Raw genomic sequence first — 15,613 nt, forward strand, 5'->3', positions numbered from 1 at the left:
AGAAGAAGAGAAAGCAAGAGAAATAGCAAAAGCTAAAGAAGAAGAGAAAGCAAGAGAAATAGCAAAAGCTAAAGAAGAAGAGAAAGCAAGAGAAATAGCAAAGGCTAAAGAAGAAGAGAGAGCGAAAGAAGCATCTAAAAACAACATACAGTCTGCTAAACGTGAATTAACGGTAGTAGCGACAGCGTATACTGCTGATCCAAGTGAAAATGGTACATATGGTGGACGCGTTTTAACTGCGATGGGGCATGATTTAACGGCAAATCCGAATATGAGAATTATCGCAGTTGACCCGAAAGTAATCCCATTAGGATCTAAAGTATGGGTAGAAGGCTATGGAGAAGCGATCGCTGGTGATACTGGAAGTGCAATTAAAGGTAATCGTATTGATGTTTTAATGGGTTCAAAAAGTAAAGCTATGAATTGGGGAAGACAAACTGTTAAAGTGAAAATTTTATAATAACAATAATTATCCAAATAGAAGTCAGTTCTCTTTATTGAGGCTGGCTTTTATTTTGTTAGTAGAAGGATAATAGGATTTTTAAAGGGCTTATTACTAAATCTGTAATTAAGTTACCAGCTTCATTACCAAAAACAACGGTAAAGCTTATAAATATGAAAAATGAAGATATACCTACAGATGAAGATAGTTACTGGGAAGCTTTTGACTTGTTCGGTTCTAAATATGTATGTAGATTATTAGGCGTACCATTATATGATGATCTTCCAAAGGATTTGGCGTGTCCAACTTGTGCGAAAGAGATGAAATATGTTGCTACAATTACTCAAGATATTGAGGAACGTGGACTTATTTCAGTAGTTGATTTCCAGTTTGGGGAAATGAATATATACTATTATTTATGTATAGATTGTTTAATTATAAAAACTGAAATACAAAATACATAACAAGCCTAACATATTATGTTAGGCTTGTTTTTCGATCGCAACATCATTAAGAATTGCATCAAATATATCTTTTTGCGTAAAGTTATCTGTAAAAATAGTTTCTGTGGCAACCTTAATAGTATCGTGCGGATTATACCATTTTTGTAGGGAATCCTCACCAAATTCATGTCGTTTGTCTCTTGTGTTATGTCGTCTAATAGTTTCCTCTAATGATAAATCAAAGTAATATGCAAATGCATTTTCATCAAAATAACGAATTAATTCTTTTAACATCTCACCATACCTATGACTGTTCAATATACCTTCTAAAATAACAAATTCACATTTTCCTTTTCCGTACTTCGTAATTTCAAATAGTAAATCATGTGATAAATTACCCATTGTGTCGTGTACTCTAAGCATATCTCTACGTACAACATCCTGTGATACTAAAAGTGTTCCTTGTCCGAAATGTTCTTGTAGTTGTTTTGCAATCGTTGTTTTACCACTTGAGGAGTTTCCTCTAAGAATGATTAAAGTGGATGTAAGTATAGGATTAGACATAATGTATTTCCCCCCAACAGCATTAATTATATAGAAAATTTTAACAAATAAAGTGAGGAAAGTATATAATTAATATGATGGATATTTAAGGAGGGGGTAAGATGGGAGATATATTAAAAAATGCACAACCTATATGGAAACGGACTTGGTTTCGTTATCTAGGGGCATTTTTTATTGTTCAGTTACTGTTTACCCCGCATTAAAGGGCAGTAAGACCCCCACCTCAAAATTTAGCGAAAGCGAAGAAGTTAGGTGGGGGTCTTACTGCCCGTAAAAGCCCGATTGGTGAGGGCTGATAATCAGTGGGGGATGAACAAAACCCCCACTGATTAAAGTTTCACTTTATTTTGTGTGAAATCACTGCGTGGGCGCCAAACTTTAGGCCAGGCGGAGAGTTTTTTAATAGAATATTAAATTCTCAATTTTTCACTGAATGGTTCACACTCTATACAATCCCGCAATTTAACGTATTTACAGCATTTTTTGCGATTACATTACTACCATATGCATTAGTAGGTGCAATGAAAGATGTAACAGCAAGAAAAAATATAAAGGAATAATAGAGGTATAATATGCTTTTTCAAAAAGATGGTTTATTGATTAGATACGTAATGGAAGATGATGCATCTATCATTTCTAAATGGTTAACGGACCCAGCAGTCTTGCAGTATTACGAAGGACGAGATAATCCGCAATCTGTAGAAAAGGTGCTTGATCATTTTATACATAGTCCAAACAGTAATGAAAAAAGATGTTTAATAGAATTTGATACCGTTCCGATTGGTTACATACAAATGTACCCAGTGGATTCAGAGTGGAAAGCGTCATATGGCTATAAAGAATCACAAAATGTATGGGGTATGGACCAATTTATCGGTGAACCAGCTTATTGGGGAAAGGGAATTGGAACAAAACTCGTTCAGGCAGCAATTACATATATTATGGGTGAAATGGGAGCAGAAGCAATTGCAATGGATCCGAAAGTAAATAATGAACGAGCAATAAAGTGTTATGAAAAAAGTGGATTTAAAAAAGTAAAGATTTTAAAGGAACATGAGTTGCATGAGGGGAAATTAGAAGATTGTTGGATGATGGAATATAAACAATAATAATGGCTTATACAAATAAAGGGGGATGTGTGAAATGAAAAAAGCATTAATCGTAATTGATGTGCAAGCGGGTATGTATACAGCTGGAATGCCAGTACATAATGGGGGAAAGTTTTTACAAACATTGCAAGAGCTTATTATGGAATGTCGTTCAAATGATATTCCGGTTATTTATATCCAACATAACGGTCCTAAAGACCATCCGTTAGAAAAAGGTACGGATGGATGGCGAATCCATGCGGCCATCGCTCCGCAAGAAGGAGATAATATAGTTGAAAAGACGACTCCAGATTCATTCCATAATACAAACTTAAGCGAAGTGTTACAAGAGAAAGGAATTGAACACGTTATTCTTTCGGGAATGCAAACAGAGTATTGTGTAGATACGACAACGCGCAGAGCATGTAGTGAAGGATATAAAGTAACGTTAGTGAGTGATGCACATAGTACATTTAATACAGAAGTGTTACGTGCTGAAGATATTGTGAAACATCATAACGCAGTATTGGGAGCGTTTGCGGATGTTGTTGCAGTAAAAGACTTAAAAGTGGCTGCCTCTAAATAAGAGGCAGTTTTTTATTAGAAAAAATAGCGTCAAATATTGTTAGTAAGTCGGTATTTTGAAATAATCACTTATATAATTTCACGTACCATAATGAAAAAATACAAAAAAGGAGCACCACATAATTAAAAAGGGCGCTCCTGCATTAAAACATTACTTTTTTTTATCTTTATCCAATATATTTTGTTCTTCAGCAAACTCTGTACCATATGCAAAGCGGCGATTAATACGAATGTTATCATTGTTGTGCCTTGTATGAGAGTTAGAGAAGCGATGAACGATTACTTCAGATAAAGTGAAGACGATGGCAGAAAGGATACTGCCCCATGCAATTTGCATATAGTTGTCTAATAAAATATTACCGAAAATCCATACGCTTAAATATGTTAATAAGAAATCCGACATAATGGCACCAGTATTGCCAATTCGATTTAAAATGATTTTATCAACGAACATGTAGGATACGATTGTAACAAAGAGACTGAATGAAATAATTTGAACAAACGTTGCAGGGAAAAATAAAGCAAGCCCAATGCTAAATGCGATAATGCACGATATAAACTTGATAAGCACTACTGTGAAATCATTCAAAATTTACACCTCCGATTTATACATAGTTTTTCAATAAATTCTGGAGTTCATACATTGTAACGGATTTATTTACATAAAACTTTTTCATGTTCGGAATTTAGTCTAAATATTATAAAAACAATGAAAAAATGTTATAGTAAAATGAGAGTGTATGACATTTTTAGGTAAGGGGGAATCCAGGATGTGGATTACTTCAGAAGTAGAAATTCCAGATGAGTTAATTGATCACCTTGAGCAAGGAAAGTTAGTATTATTTGTTGGAGCGGGAGTTTCTATGAAAGGGAAATCAAACTTACCGAATTTTGATGATTTAGTTGATGAAATTGCAAAAACGTTATATGTCGAAAAACGTGAAATAACAGAACCACATGATTATTATCTTGGTAAAATTGCGAAAACAAAAGATGTACATCAAGTCGCAAGAGATCTCGTTCATATAGAGAAATCAAAACCGAATCCATTGCATTATGCAATTCCAAGGTTATTTCCTTTAGATACAGATATCCGCATTGTAACAACAAATTTTGATCAACATTTTACAACTGCAATTAAAGAAATAAATAGAGATATCAATGTTTATTACGCTCCAGCTTTACCGACTGGGAGAGCTTTTAAAGGTCTTGCTTACATACATGGTAATGTAGAACAGGAGAAAGAGGCTTTAATTTTAACAGATGGTGATTTTGGAAGGGCTTACTTAACGGAAGGGTGGGCGAGAAGGTTTTTAGTTGATCTATTCTCAAATTACACCGTTTTATTCGTTGGATATAGTCATAATGACCCAGTAATGAAATATTTAGCAACTGGTTTACCACCAAGTACAAGACGATTTGCTTTTGTCGCACAAGGAGAAAATACGTACCACTGGGAACATTTAGGGATAAGACCAATTGTGTATCCGAATAAGGTGAATAATCATCAATCCCTCGTAAAAGCGGTAAAACGCTGGGCTGAATTAATGGGTGATAATTATATTACGAAAAGAATGCGTATTCGGGATATTGTAACGGTTCCCCCGTCAGTAGAACAGGAACAATTATCATACATAAAGCAATCGATTAAAAAAATTGAAACAGTACGTTACTTTGTGGAATTTGCTCATGATTATGAATGGGTCGAATGGTTAGAAGCAGAAGGTAAATTACAAAATTTGTTTATGCTTACGCCAAACTATAATGAAGTAGATGAATTACTTGCAGAATGGTTAGTGGAACAATTTCTTTTTAGTCATCAGAAAGAATTATTTCAATTAATTTATAAAAACTATTCTAAAATATCACCGTTATTATGGAGAACAATTTGTAACTACTTAAACGAAACGAAGAGTAAGATGGACCCGTTGTTGTTTGCAAGGTGGACCCTCCTTTTATTAGAAACAGCTGAAAAAGATAGTAGCTCTATAGAAAAGATTTCTAAGTTACTGCAAAAATGTTCTTTTCCTGAGCATAAAGAAATTGCCTTATTGTTACTAACTTTTATTTTAGACGGAAAACTGAAGTTGAAACGTGTAAGGAAATGGGGAAATGATACGCAAGAATCAATAGAACTCGAGGAATCGAGTCGCTTACCAGTATCTACATTTTCTCATGTGGAGCAAATTTGGAACGAAAAGATGAGGCCATATATCGCTTATTATGCTGTTCCAATTATGATGATTGGATTAGAAAAATTGAGAATGTTGTCGTTAAGACAAACGGCACTGAAAAAAAGAAATAAGGAAAATGTAGAGAAAGAGTTTCATCAAAATGACCTTGCATTTTTAATACGAATTGTAAAAGAGTGTCTAACTTATTTATGCGAAAACAATGAGAAAAAAGCGGATTATTATATTACAGAAATGATAGAAGCAAATAGTGTACTTCAAAAGCGAATTGCAATTGATGCGATGAATAAAAATATTTTTGTTCGTGTAGATGACAAAATGAAATGGTTGTTACATGAAGGACTTCTTTTAGATTTCACTTATAAACACGAAGTTTTTCAACTTTTAAAAAGGCATTATGCACATTGTTTAGAAAAAACAAAAGAAGAAGTCACTCGAACTGTAATAAAGCATCTTACAGAAGAGAGGGTATTTGATGCATGTCTCGTATTAGACTTATTATTCAAGTGTGATTCGAATAGCCCATCTACGGCAAATGGGTATGAGTTAATGAAGCAAAAGCATCCTCATTTTCATTCTGAACGATACAGTGTACAAAAGAAAGAGGATACAGTAGAAAGCATTACTTGTAATGTAACTGCTGACGGATTATTGCAGCTGAAAGATGTTGAAATTATGAAGCAAGTTCAGCAATTTTCGCAAGATGGTGTTTTTGAACAACGCCATTTTTTAGAGATGTTATCAAAAGCATGTAAATTAAACACAGAGTTGAGTATTTCATTTGCATACCAATTAGTAGGAGTGCAAGAAATAAGTAATGAAGTATGGTTTGTTTGTATTAGAGAATGGCGAAATAATCGAGGATTGACGAATGAGCAAATCCAAAAAATTATTCCGCTATTGCAGAAATTTGTTAGAAATACTGCTTTTCATTGGTTAATTAGTAGTTTTCTATATGAAATTAGTAATCGACTAGAAGAGTTAGAAGAGAATAGTATACGTGTTGTAAAACGATTTGCATTTTCAGTGTTTCCTCAAGTTATGAAGAGTGATACAGACTTTAAGCTTGCGAAACAAGATTTTTATAATGAATCAATTCAGCATCCGGTTGGAAAAATGACGGCTGTATTATTAAAGTTGTTATCATATGATCATTTATACGATCGTAATGTATATGAATATTTATTTTTATTTGAAGAACAAGTAAGAGTTAATTCGGAACGAACAAACTTTATGTTTGCTCGTTTAATAGCAGATATTACATTCCTATATCATATTGAAAAACAATGGTGCCGAAAATATTTGTTACCATACTTAGATTTAAAAAAACAAAATGAGATTACGGAATATGCATGGGCCGGCTTATGTTACACGCAAATAAATCTACCTTTATTTACAGAAATGAAGCGATTTATTAAGTATGCGATAGAACATTTGGAAGTATTACATCCGCATACGAGAGAAGCTTTCTTGAAGTGGCTTAGCTTTGTATTTATTAAATGTGTACTATATTGGGATCAAAAAACAGATTGGTTATACCCGTTACTCATACTAGAAAATGAAGAAAATAAAATTAAGTTTATGCAGTTTTTATGCTATTACGTCAAAACATTAAGTGTAAAAGAACAACAAAAATTTTGGACAGCTTGGCTCAGTGTATTTTTGCGAGAACGACCAAAAATGGGTGAGATAACTGCAAGAGAATATGTAATGCTTTTACGTATTATTTTATACATGGATGAAATATTAGAAAAAGGATTATGTATTATGTCTCGTGCATTTTCAAGTGTACATGGTAAATGTGCAGGTGAGGAAATGAAGCAGTTATTGATTGAAATGCTTCATAAAAAAGAAAGTATGAAAGCGCATAAAGAAATATTTGCAAATGTGTTTTTTATTTTACTACAAACATGTCACGAAGCCGTTTTATTTGAAAAAGAAATCATAAAAATAAAAGAATTATTAGTTCAGTATGAAGTAGAGGAATATGTTTTACATTTACTAGAAAATGAAATAATTCGCATAGGAATTGTAATGGGTGATTTACAAAAAGAATTATAGGACGAAAGTGGAATTTAAAAAAATATATAAAAAGTTGTTGACAGTGTTTTGAAAAGCGTTCTATAATACGAATCATACTTATTCAATTTCAAAAACATTTGAATAAACAAAGTGCAATGAAGAGATCACAGTAGTGGTTAGTCTTACTGTAACAGAGAGCTGGTGGTTGGTGTGAACCAGTACAGGGATAATCATGAATTACAGTCTTGGAGCATCTTTTTCGTAATAAAGATAGTTTGTCTTTATGAGGAAAAAGCGGTCAATTGATCGTTAACAGTGAAGAGAGGTAGACGGAAAGTTAGTCTACAACTAGGGTGGTACCGCGATAAATATCGTCCCTACTGATTTATTCAGTAGGGACTTTTTGTATTTTAGTGGTTCAACTTGAAAATTAAATAGTCATGCATTGAAAGGAAAAGCAGTAGTTGTTGTTTCCCTGTAACAGAGAGCTGGTGGTTGGTGCAAACCAGTACATAAACAAGAGCGAATTACAGTCCTGGAGCATCTTTTTCGTAGTAAAGATAGTATTGTCTTTATGAAGGGAAAGACGGTCAGATGATCGTTAACAATGAAGAGAGGTAGACGAAAGAAGTCTACAACTAGGGTGGTACCGCGATAAATATCGTCCCTACTGATTGGATCAGTAGGGCTTTTTTGTACAAAAAAGTGGGCTTTTAACTAGTAGTTCATGTCTTTGTAAGAATTATCAGTTTAAAATAAGAAGAGGTATCGATTCCACTATGAATTTGTATAATTAGTCAGTTCAGAAAATAGAGAATTTTTTATTCTCTTACTATACTTTTAAAACATTAGAGGAGGATTTCCAAATGGCAAATCATGAATTAGATCAATTACGTAAACAGGTAGATGAAATTAACTTACAACTATTACACCTTTTAAACAAACGTGGTGAAATTGTTCAAAAAATTGGAGAGCAAAAGCAAGTACAAGGTACGAAACGCTTTGATCCAGTACGTGAGCGTGAAGTACTTGATATGATTGCAGAGCATAACGAAGGACCATTCGAAACATCAACAGTTCAACATATTTTCAAAACGATTTTCAAAGCAAGCTTAGAGTTACAAGAAGATGATAACCGTAAAGCGTTACTAGTATCACGTAAAAAGAAACAAGAAAATACAATCGTTGATGTAAAAGGTGAATTGATTGGAAACGGAACACAAACGTTCATCATGGGACCTTGTGCAGTAGAAAGTTTAGAACAAGTTCGTCAAGTAGGGCAAGCGATGAAAGACCAAGGCTTAAAATTAATGCGCGGTGGTGCATTCAAACCGAGAACTTCTCCATATGATTTCCAAGGTTTGGGAGTAGAAGGACTTCAAATTTTACGTCAAGTAGCAGACGAGTTTGACTTAGCAATTATTAGTGAAATTTTAAATCCGAACGATGTTGAAATGGCATTAGACTACGTTGATGTAATTCAAGTTGGCGCACGTAACATGCAAAACTTCGATTTATTACGAGCGGTAGGTAAAGTTAACAAACCAGTATTATTAAAACGTGGATTAGCAGCAACAATTGATGAGTTCATTAACGCAGCGGAATACATCATTGCGCAAGGTAACGATCAAATTATTCTTTGTGAGCGCGGTATCCGCACATACGAAAGAGCAACACGTAACACATTAGACATTTCTGCAGTACCAATTTTAAAGAAAGAAACACATTTACCAGTTATCGTTGATGTAACACATTCAACTGGACGCAGAGATTTATTATTACCAACAGCGAAAGCGGCACTTGCAATTGGCGCAGATGCAGTAATGGCTGAAGTTCATCCAGATCCAGCAGTTGCATTATCAGATTCTGCACAACAAATGGACATTCCAGAATTCCATAGATTCATGGATGAGTTAAAAGGTTTCAAAAATAAATTATCTTAATTCCATATCATATATGCGTTGAAGAGGAAACAGTAGTGCTTATCTCACTGTTAAAGAGAGCTGATGGTCGGTGTGAATCAGTACAAAGGTAAGCATGAATTACAGCCTTGGAGCATCTTTCCCGACAACTTTTGGAGGGTAAGACGGTCAAACGATCGTTAAAGAAGAAGAGAGGTAGACGAAAGAAGTCTACAACTAGGGTGGTACCGCGATAAACATCGTCCCTACTGAGCGCTCAGTAGGGACTTTTTTGTACAAAAAAATAGTAAAGGGGCAAGAGAAATGAGATACATTACAGCTGGAGAATCACATGGACCGCAGTTAACAGTTATTTTAGAAGGTGTACCAGCAGGTTTGACACTTACGGCGGAACATATTAATAAAGAATTATTAAGAAGACAAAAAGGTCATGGACGCGGAAGACGTATGCAAATTGAAACAGATACAGTTGAAATTGTAAGTGGTGTTCGTCACGGGATGACACTTGGATCACCGATTACGTTAATTGTAAAAAATGATGATTTCAAACATTGGACGAAAGTAATGGGTGCAGAGCCAATTTCTGAAAAAGAAAGTAAGGACATGAAACGTACAATTACAAAACCACGTCCAGGACATGCGGATTTAAATGGAGCAATTAAATATGGTCATCGTGATATAAGAAACGTATTAGAGCGCTCATCTGCAAGAGAAACGACAGTTCGTGTAGCTGCTGGTGCAGTTGCAAAACAAATTTTAAGCGAATTAGGCGTAAAAATTGCAGGACATGTTCTTGAAATTGGTGGAGTAAAAGCAAAACATATTTCAAACTTACCGATTGAAGAAATCCAAACGATAACTGAAAACTCACCAGTTCGATGTTTAGATAAAGAAGTAGAGCAAGAAATGATGGATGCGATTGACAACGCAAAAAGTAGCGGAGATTCAATCGGTGGTATTGTGGAAGTTATTGCAGAAGGTATGCCAATTGGCGTTGGTAGTTACGTTCATTACGATCGTAAATTAGATGCAAAACTTGCTGGTGCAATTATGAGTATAAATGCATTTAAAGGTGCTGAAATTGGCGTAGGTTTTGAAGCGGCAAGACAACCAGGAAGTAAAGTGCATGATGAAATTCTGTGGGATGAAGAAAAAGGATACACGAGAAGAACGAATAATGCCGGCGGTTTAGAAGGCGGTATGACAACAGGTATGCCAATTATCGTAAGAGGCGTGATGAAGCCAATTCCTACTTTATACAAACCGTTAGCAAGCGTTGATATTGATACGAAAGAAGCATTCCAAGCGAGTATTGAAAGATCTGATAGTTGCGCAGTACCAGCGGCGGGTGTAGTAGCTGAATCTGTTGTGGCATGGGAACTTGCAGATGCACTAGTCGAACAATTCGGAAAAGATCGTATGGAATTATTAAAACAAAACATTATGCAACACAATAACTACGCAAAAGAATTTTAATAAAAAGGTGGGTTTAACGTGCAAGTAAAAGATCAACTATCATCATTACAACCATATAAACCAGGTAAATCACCAGAACAAATGAAAGAAGTGTACGGAGATCATTCGTTTGTGAAATTAGCATCGAATGAAAATCCATTCGGCTGTTCGCCACGTGTTTTAGATGAGTTGCAAAAATCGTGGTTGGAACATGCTTTATATCCTGACGGAGGTGCTACAACGCTCCGTCAAACAATCGCAGATAAGTTACATGTGAAAATGGAACAAGTACTTTGTGGTAGTGGTTTAGATGAAATCATTCAAATAATAAGCCGCGCCGTATTACGAGCGGGAGATAACATTGTAACAGCAGGTGCAACATTCCCACAGTATCGTCATCATGCCATTATAGAAGGTTGCGAAGTGAAGGAAGTTGCGTTAAATAACGGTGTATACGACTTAGAAGAAATTTCTTCAGTAGTAGATAACGATACAAAAATTGTATGGATTTGTAACCCGAACAATCCAACAGGCACATATGTGAATGACCGAAAATTGACTCAATTCATTGAAGGTATTAGTGAAAATACGTTAATTGTCATTGATGAAGCGTACTATGAATACGTAACAGCAAAAGATTTCCCAGAGACATTACCGCTTTTAGAAAAACATAAAAATATTCTTGTACTTAGAACATTTTCTAAAGCGTACGGATTAGCTTCTTTCCGCGTTGGATATGCGGTTGGACAGGAAGAGTTAATCGAAAAATTAAATGTCGTTCGTTTGCCATTTAACGTATCTTCATTAGCGCAAAAAGCAGCGACGATTGCTTTTGGTGATGACGAGTTTATTGAAGAAATAGTTCGTGTGAATACAGAAGGATTACAACAATACGAGAGCTTTTGTAGGGAAAATGATATTCCATTTTATCCATCGCAAACAAATTTCATCTTCTTGCCAGTTGAGAATGCTGGAGAGATTTATGAAGCTTGTGCACATGTAGGATTTATTATTCGTCCGTTCCCGAATGGTATCCGTATTACAGTCGGAACAAGGGAGCAAAATGAAGGGGTGATTTCAGTGTTACAACAACACTTTGAAAATAAAAAAAGAAAGTCTCGAGATGAGGAAAATGCGTAAAAAGGTAGTATTAATTGGAACTGGTTTAATCGGAGGCTCTCTCGCATTAGCAATTAAGAAAGAGCACGATGTAACGATAACAGGTTATGATATATTTCAAGAACAAGTAGAGCGTGCAAAAGAATTACACGTAGTAGATGAAATAGCAGTTGATTTACAGCATGCATGTGAAGAGGCACATTTAATTGTTTTTGCTTCTCCAGTTGAAGAAACAAAGAAGCTATTACACAAACTTGCGTCATTCCGTTTACGAGAAGATGTTATAGTGACTGATGTTGGTAGTACAAAAGGCACGATTATGAATGAAGCAGAAACTTTATTTTCAAAGGAAGTATCTTTCATTGGTGGACATCCAATGGCAGGTTCTCATAAAACGGGAGTTGAAAGTGCAAAAGCGCATTTATTTGAAAATGCATTTTACATTTTAACACCGATGCATCATGTGCCAAATGAACATGTGGAAGAGTTAAAAGATTGGTTAAAAGGAACGGGATCACATTTCCTTGTTTTAAATACAGAAGAACATGATTATGTAACAGGAATCGTTAGTCATTTCCCGCACCTTATCGCAGCAGGTTTAGTGAAGCAAGTAGAGAAACATGCAGGAGATAATCCGCTCATTCATCAGCTAGCTGCTGGAGGGTTTAAAGACATTACACGTATCGCATCTAGTAGTCCGAAAATGTGGAGTGATATTGTAAAGCAAAATCGTGAGCATTTAATGGTATTATTAAAAGAGTGGATCTCTGAAATGGAAGATTTATATAAAACAGTTTCTACCGGAGATGCATGCGAGATTCAAAACTATTTTGCAGATGCGAAAGAATACCGTGATTCTTTACCAGTAAGAAAGAGAGGGGCAATTCCTGCCTATCACGACTTATACGTCGATGTATTAGATAAGGTGGGGGCATTGGCTCATATTACGAGTATTTTGGCGCGCGAGGAAATTAGTATTACGAACTTGCAAATATTAGAAGCGCGTGAAGGACTGCTTGGGGTATTACGTATTAGCTTCCAAAGGGAAGAAGATCGTATGAAAGCAAAACTAGCGCTTGGAGAAGAAGAATACCAAACTTATGAAACAATTTAAATGAGAAGGTGAAAAACGTGAAAGAAAGAACAATACAACCTGTTAATAACGGATTGAATGGCAATATTACAATCCCAGGTGATAAATCCATTTCACACCGTGCTGTTATGTTCGGTTCTATTGCAGAAGGGAAAACAACAATTAAAGGTTTCTTGCCCGGTGCAGACTGTTTAAGTACGATTTCATGTTTTAAAGAAATGGGAGTAGAAATTACGCAAAACGGTGACGAGGTTACTGTAGTTGGTAAAGGATTAGAAGGTTTACAAGAACCAAAAGCTGTATTAGATGTTGGTAATTCTGGTACAACAATCCGATTAATGTCAGGTATATTAGCTAACACACCATTTTTCTCTTGCGTACAAGGTGATGAATCTATCGCAAAAAGACCGATGAAGCGTGTAACAAACCCATTAAAACAAATGGGCGCAAACATAGACGGCCGAGAAGAAGGAACATTTACACCGTTAACAATACGTGGCGGAGATTTAAAAGCAATTGAATATATTTCTCCTGTTGCAAGTGCACAAGTAAAGTCAGCTATTTTACTTGCAGGTCTTCGTGCAGAAGGTGTAACAGCTGTTACAGAACCACATATTTCACGCGACCATACGGAAAGAATGCTCGAAGCATTTGGTGTTAAAGTAACTCGCGAAGGGAAAACAGTGAAGCTGTCAGGTGGACAAAAATTAACAGCAACAGACATTCAAGTGCCCGGTGACGTATCATCAGCAGCATTTTTCTTAGTAGCAGGTGCAATCATCCCAAATAGTAAACTAGTATTACAAAATGTAGGAATGAATCCAACCCGTACAGGTATTATTGATGTTTTAGAAAAAATGGGTGCTACGTTCACTGTAGACCTAATTAACGAAGGGGCATCAGAACCAGCTGCAAATATTACAATCGAAACATCTTCATTAAAAGGAATTGAAATTGGCGGAGATATTATCCCTAGATTAATCGATGAGATTCCTGTAATCGCATTAGCGGCAACGCAAGCAGAAGGAATTACAGTAATTAAAGATGCACACGAATTAAAAGTAAAAGAAACAAACCGTATTGATACAGTAGTTGCTGAGTTAACGAAACTAGGAGCTCGAATAGAAGCAACTGATGACGGTATGATCATTTACGGAAAATCAGCTCTAAAAGGCAATACAGTAAATAGTTATGGTGATCACCGTATCGGAATGATGCTTGCAATTGCTGGCTGCCTAGCAGAAGGAAAAACAATTATTGAAGATGCAGAAGCAGTAGGTGTATCATATCCTACATTCTTTGACGAACTTCAAAAGTTAGCTAAATAAAAAGGGTGGAAAGCAGATACGTGATGTATCTGCTTTTTTGTTAAAACGTCCTTGTAATTTCACTTACCGAACTATAATAGTGAGAATTATGATACAATTCAAAAAGGGAATGGAGGAGAATTATGTGAATGTCATACAATTAAAAGAAGATAAATTCAGAGAAGCATTACGTTTATCAGAATACGCTTTTCAATATAAAGTAGATGAGGAACGATTACAGCAGCAACTTACAAAAATGAAGGAAAGTCATGAAATATACGGCATTATGGAAGGGAAAGACTTAGCTGCAAAACTACACCTCATCCCGTTTCATATTTACATAGGTAAAGAAAAATTTAAAATGGGTGGCGTTGCAGGAGTAGCGACGTATCCAGAGTACAGAAGAAGTGGGTATGTAAAAGAGCTACTTCAACATTCACTTCAAAGAATGAAAAAAGATGGCTATACAGTCTCTATGTTACACCCATTTGCTGTTTCATTTTACCGTAAATACGGCTGGGAACTTTGTGCGAATCTACTCAAATGTCATATAAGTAAGAGCGATTTAGTGATGAAAAAACAAGTAAATGGTACTGTGAAACGTTTTAATAAAGAAAATCATCCAAAAGAAGTCGAGAAGCTCTATGAAGCATTTGCAGAACGTTTTTCATGTATGTTAGTTCGAGAGAAGAACTGGTGGTTACAAGCGGTTTATGATGATTTAACATTAGCGATTTACTATGATGAAAATAAAAAGGCAGCAGGTTACATGTTATACAAAATAGAAAACTATAAAATGACAGTAGAAGAATTTGTACCACTGCATAATGAAGCACGAAATGGTCTATGGAATTTTATTTGCCAGCATGATTCTATGATTAAAGAGCTTGAAATGAAAGTAAGTGAAAACGAACAGTTGTTATATACATTGCAAGAACCACGTGTGAAAACAGAAATAAAACCATATTTTATGGGAAGAATTGTAGATGTAGAGCAGTTCTTAAAACAGTATGAGTTAAACTGGAACAATGTACAACAAGAAGTCATTTTACATATTACAGATTCATTTGCACCGTGGAATAATGTATCGGTGAGACTTGCAAATTATGAAATAGCAATTATAGAAGAACCAATGGATAAAGGGATCAAGCTAGATATAAATGCACTATCTACAATACTGCTTGGATACAAACGCCCATTAGAACTAAATGAATTAGAATTAATTAGCGGAAGCGAAGAGGAAATACGGGCATTTGAGAATGTAGTACCAGTGCGCAAGCCGTTTATTTATGATTTCTTTTAATTTGCATATAAGATGGAGTTGTTTCGAACAAAATTTTGGGATAGCTCCATCTCATCGTATTAATTTTTGTCGGTAAGT

Annotated in this window: 13 protein-coding genes, 2 pseudogenes and 3 other annotated features; of the genes and pseudogenes, 13 read left to right on the top strand and 2 right to left on the bottom strand. The window is 35.3% G+C overall.

Annotation, left to right across the window (positions count from 1 at the left end; genetic code table 11):
• Nucleotides 1-460, top strand: a 460-nt coding sequence (locus ACTFP3_RS19645; RefSeq protein WP_440011032.1) for a 3D domain-containing protein, incomplete at its 5' end; no start/stop codon positions are given.
• 110 nt (nucleotides 461-570) lie between these two features.
• Nucleotides 571-906: pseudogene (locus ACTFP3_RS19650) on the top strand (hypothetical protein); the annotation flags it as partial.
• Nucleotides 907-924: 18 nt separating this feature from the next.
• On the opposite strand, the gene ACTFP3_RS19655 reads toward ACTFP3_RS19650, so the two are convergent.
• A complete protein-coding gene (locus ACTFP3_RS19655) occupies nucleotides 925-1,449 on the bottom strand; it encodes a kinase (protein WP_000070150.1) in 525 nt (174 codons plus the stop codon).
• A gap of 101 nt (nucleotides 1,450-1,550) precedes the next feature.
• Here ACTFP3_RS19655 and ACTFP3_RS19660 point away from each other — a divergent pair, with 101 nt between their 5' ends.
• The 4 genes and pseudogenes from ACTFP3_RS19660 to ACTFP3_RS19675 all read left to right on the top strand — a co-directional run bounded on the left by ACTFP3_RS19660 (nucleotide 1,551) and on the right by ACTFP3_RS19675 (nucleotide 3,123).
• Nucleotides 1,551-1,652 (top strand): YfzA family protein, encoded by a 102-nt coding sequence (locus ACTFP3_RS19660; RefSeq protein ID WP_000502345.1) that lies wholly within the window; start codon nucleotides 1,551-1,553, stop codon nucleotides 1,650-1,652.
• A 138-nt stretch (nucleotides 1,653-1,790) separates the two neighbouring features.
• Nucleotides 1,791-2,009 (top strand): annotated as a pseudogene (locus tag ACTFP3_RS19665) (YfzA family protein); the annotation flags it as partial.
• A 12-nt stretch (nucleotides 2,010-2,021) separates the two neighbouring features.
• Complete coding sequence (locus ACTFP3_RS19670) at nucleotides 2,022-2,558, top strand: GNAT family N-acetyltransferase (RefSeq protein WP_086385766.1); 537 nt, start codon at nucleotides 2,022-2,024, stop codon at nucleotides 2,556-2,558.
• Between the two features lie 34 nt (nucleotides 2,559-2,592).
• Complete coding sequence (locus tag ACTFP3_RS19675; RefSeq protein WP_284996252.1) at nucleotides 2,593-3,123, top strand: cysteine hydrolase family protein; 531 nt, start codon at nucleotides 2,593-2,595, stop codon at nucleotides 3,121-3,123.
• Between the two features lie 150 nt (nucleotides 3,124-3,273).
• On the opposite strand, the gene ACTFP3_RS19680 is transcribed toward ACTFP3_RS19675, so the two are convergent.
• Entirely contained in the window at nucleotides 3,274-3,711 is a 438-nt protein-coding gene (locus ACTFP3_RS19680) for a YndM family protein (RefSeq protein WP_000997702.1), read from the bottom strand.
• Between the two features lie 181 nt (nucleotides 3,712-3,892).
• On the opposite strand from ACTFP3_RS19680, the gene ACTFP3_RS19685 reads away from it, so the two are divergent.
• The 7 genes from ACTFP3_RS19685 (at nucleotide 3,893) to ACTFP3_RS19715 (ending at nucleotide 15,535) form a co-directional block, all read left to right on the top strand.
• Nucleotides 3,893-7,375: a DUF4020 domain-containing protein gene (locus ACTFP3_RS19685; RefSeq protein WP_440011034.1), complete on the top strand. Its 3,483-nt coding sequence runs from the start codon at nucleotides 3,893-3,895 to the stop codon at nucleotides 7,373-7,375.
• Nucleotides 7,376-7,482: 107 nt separating this feature from the next.
• Nucleotides 7,483-7,718, top strand: a binding site (T-box leader).
• A gap of 54 nt (nucleotides 7,719-7,772) precedes the next feature.
• Nucleotides 7,773-8,008: a binding site (T-box leader), on the top strand.
• A gap of 194 nt (nucleotides 8,009-8,202) precedes the next feature.
• Nucleotides 8,203-9,279: a bifunctional 3-deoxy-7-phosphoheptulonate synthase/chorismate mutase gene (locus ACTFP3_RS19690; RefSeq protein WP_001273575.1), complete on the top strand. Its 1,077-nt coding sequence runs from the start codon at nucleotides 8,203-8,205 to the stop codon at nucleotides 9,277-9,279.
• Between the two features lie 9 nt (nucleotides 9,280-9,288).
• Nucleotides 9,289-9,508: a binding site (T-box leader), on the top strand.
• Nucleotides 9,509-9,561: 53 nt separating this feature from the next.
• Nucleotides 9,562-10,734: a chorismate synthase gene (gene aroC, locus ACTFP3_RS19695; protein WP_149215716.1), complete on the top strand. Its 1,173-nt coding sequence runs from the start codon at nucleotides 9,562-9,564 to the stop codon at nucleotides 10,732-10,734.
• Between the two features lie 18 nt (nucleotides 10,735-10,752).
• Nucleotides 10,753-11,853 (top strand): histidinol-phosphate transaminase, encoded by a 1,101-nt coding sequence (hisC, locus tag ACTFP3_RS19700; protein ID WP_440011036.1) that lies wholly within the window; start codon nucleotides 10,753-10,755, stop codon nucleotides 11,851-11,853.
• Nucleotides 11,846-12,946 (top strand): prephenate dehydrogenase, encoded by a 1,101-nt coding sequence (gene tyrA / locus ACTFP3_RS19705; RefSeq protein WP_001228137.1) that lies wholly within the window; start codon nucleotides 11,846-11,848, stop codon nucleotides 12,944-12,946. Before hisC ends, tyrA begins: the two co-directional genes overlap by 8 nt.
• Before the next feature lie 17 nt (nucleotides 12,947-12,963).
• Complete coding sequence (aroA, locus tag ACTFP3_RS19710; RefSeq protein WP_000664630.1) at nucleotides 12,964-14,253, top strand: 3-phosphoshikimate 1-carboxyvinyltransferase; 1,290 nt, start codon at nucleotides 12,964-12,966, stop codon at nucleotides 14,251-14,253.
• A 124-nt stretch (nucleotides 14,254-14,377) separates the two neighbouring features.
• The gene (locus ACTFP3_RS19715) at nucleotides 14,378-15,535 is read left to right on the top strand and encodes a GNAT family N-acetyltransferase (RefSeq protein WP_001100925.1); all 1,158 of its coding nucleotides are present in this window, start codon (nucleotides 14,378-14,380) and stop codon (nucleotides 15,533-15,535) included.
• Nucleotides 15,536-15,613 lie beyond the last annotated feature (78 nt).

Origin of the sequence: Bacillus cereus group sp. MYBK5-2, assembly GCF_051915685.1 — a bacterium.
GTDB classification, from domain to species: domain Bacteria; phylum Bacillota; class Bacilli; order Bacillales; family Bacillaceae_G; genus Bacillus_A; species Bacillus_A cereus.

Excerpts from the sequence above, each read along its gene's own strand:
- ACTFP3_RS19655 (WP_000070150.1), bottom strand. The coding sequence starts at position 1,449 with ATGTCTAATCCTATACTTACATCCACTTTAATCATTCTTAGAGGAAAC.
- ACTFP3_RS19660 (WP_000502345.1), top strand. The coding sequence starts at position 1,551 with ATGGGAGATATATTAAAAAATGCACAACCTATATGGAAACGGACTTGG.
- ACTFP3_RS19670 (WP_086385766.1), top strand. The coding sequence starts at position 2,022 with ATGCTTTTTCAAAAAGATGGTTTATTGATTAGATACGTAATGGAAGAT.
- ACTFP3_RS19675 (WP_284996252.1), top strand. The coding sequence starts at position 2,593 with ATGAAAAAAGCATTAATCGTAATTGATGTGCAAGCGGGTATGTATACA.
- ACTFP3_RS19685 (WP_440011034.1), top strand. The coding sequence starts at position 3,893 with ATGTGGATTACTTCAGAAGTAGAAATTCCAGATGAGTTAATTGATCAC.
- ACTFP3_RS19690 (WP_001273575.1), top strand. The coding sequence starts at position 8,203 with ATGGCAAATCATGAATTAGATCAATTACGTAAACAGGTAGATGAAATT.
- aroC (WP_149215716.1), top strand. The coding sequence starts at position 9,562 with ATGAGATACATTACAGCTGGAGAATCACATGGACCGCAGTTAACAGTT.
- tyrA (WP_001228137.1), top strand. The coding sequence starts at position 11,846 with ATGCGTAAAAAGGTAGTATTAATTGGAACTGGTTTAATCGGAGGCTCT.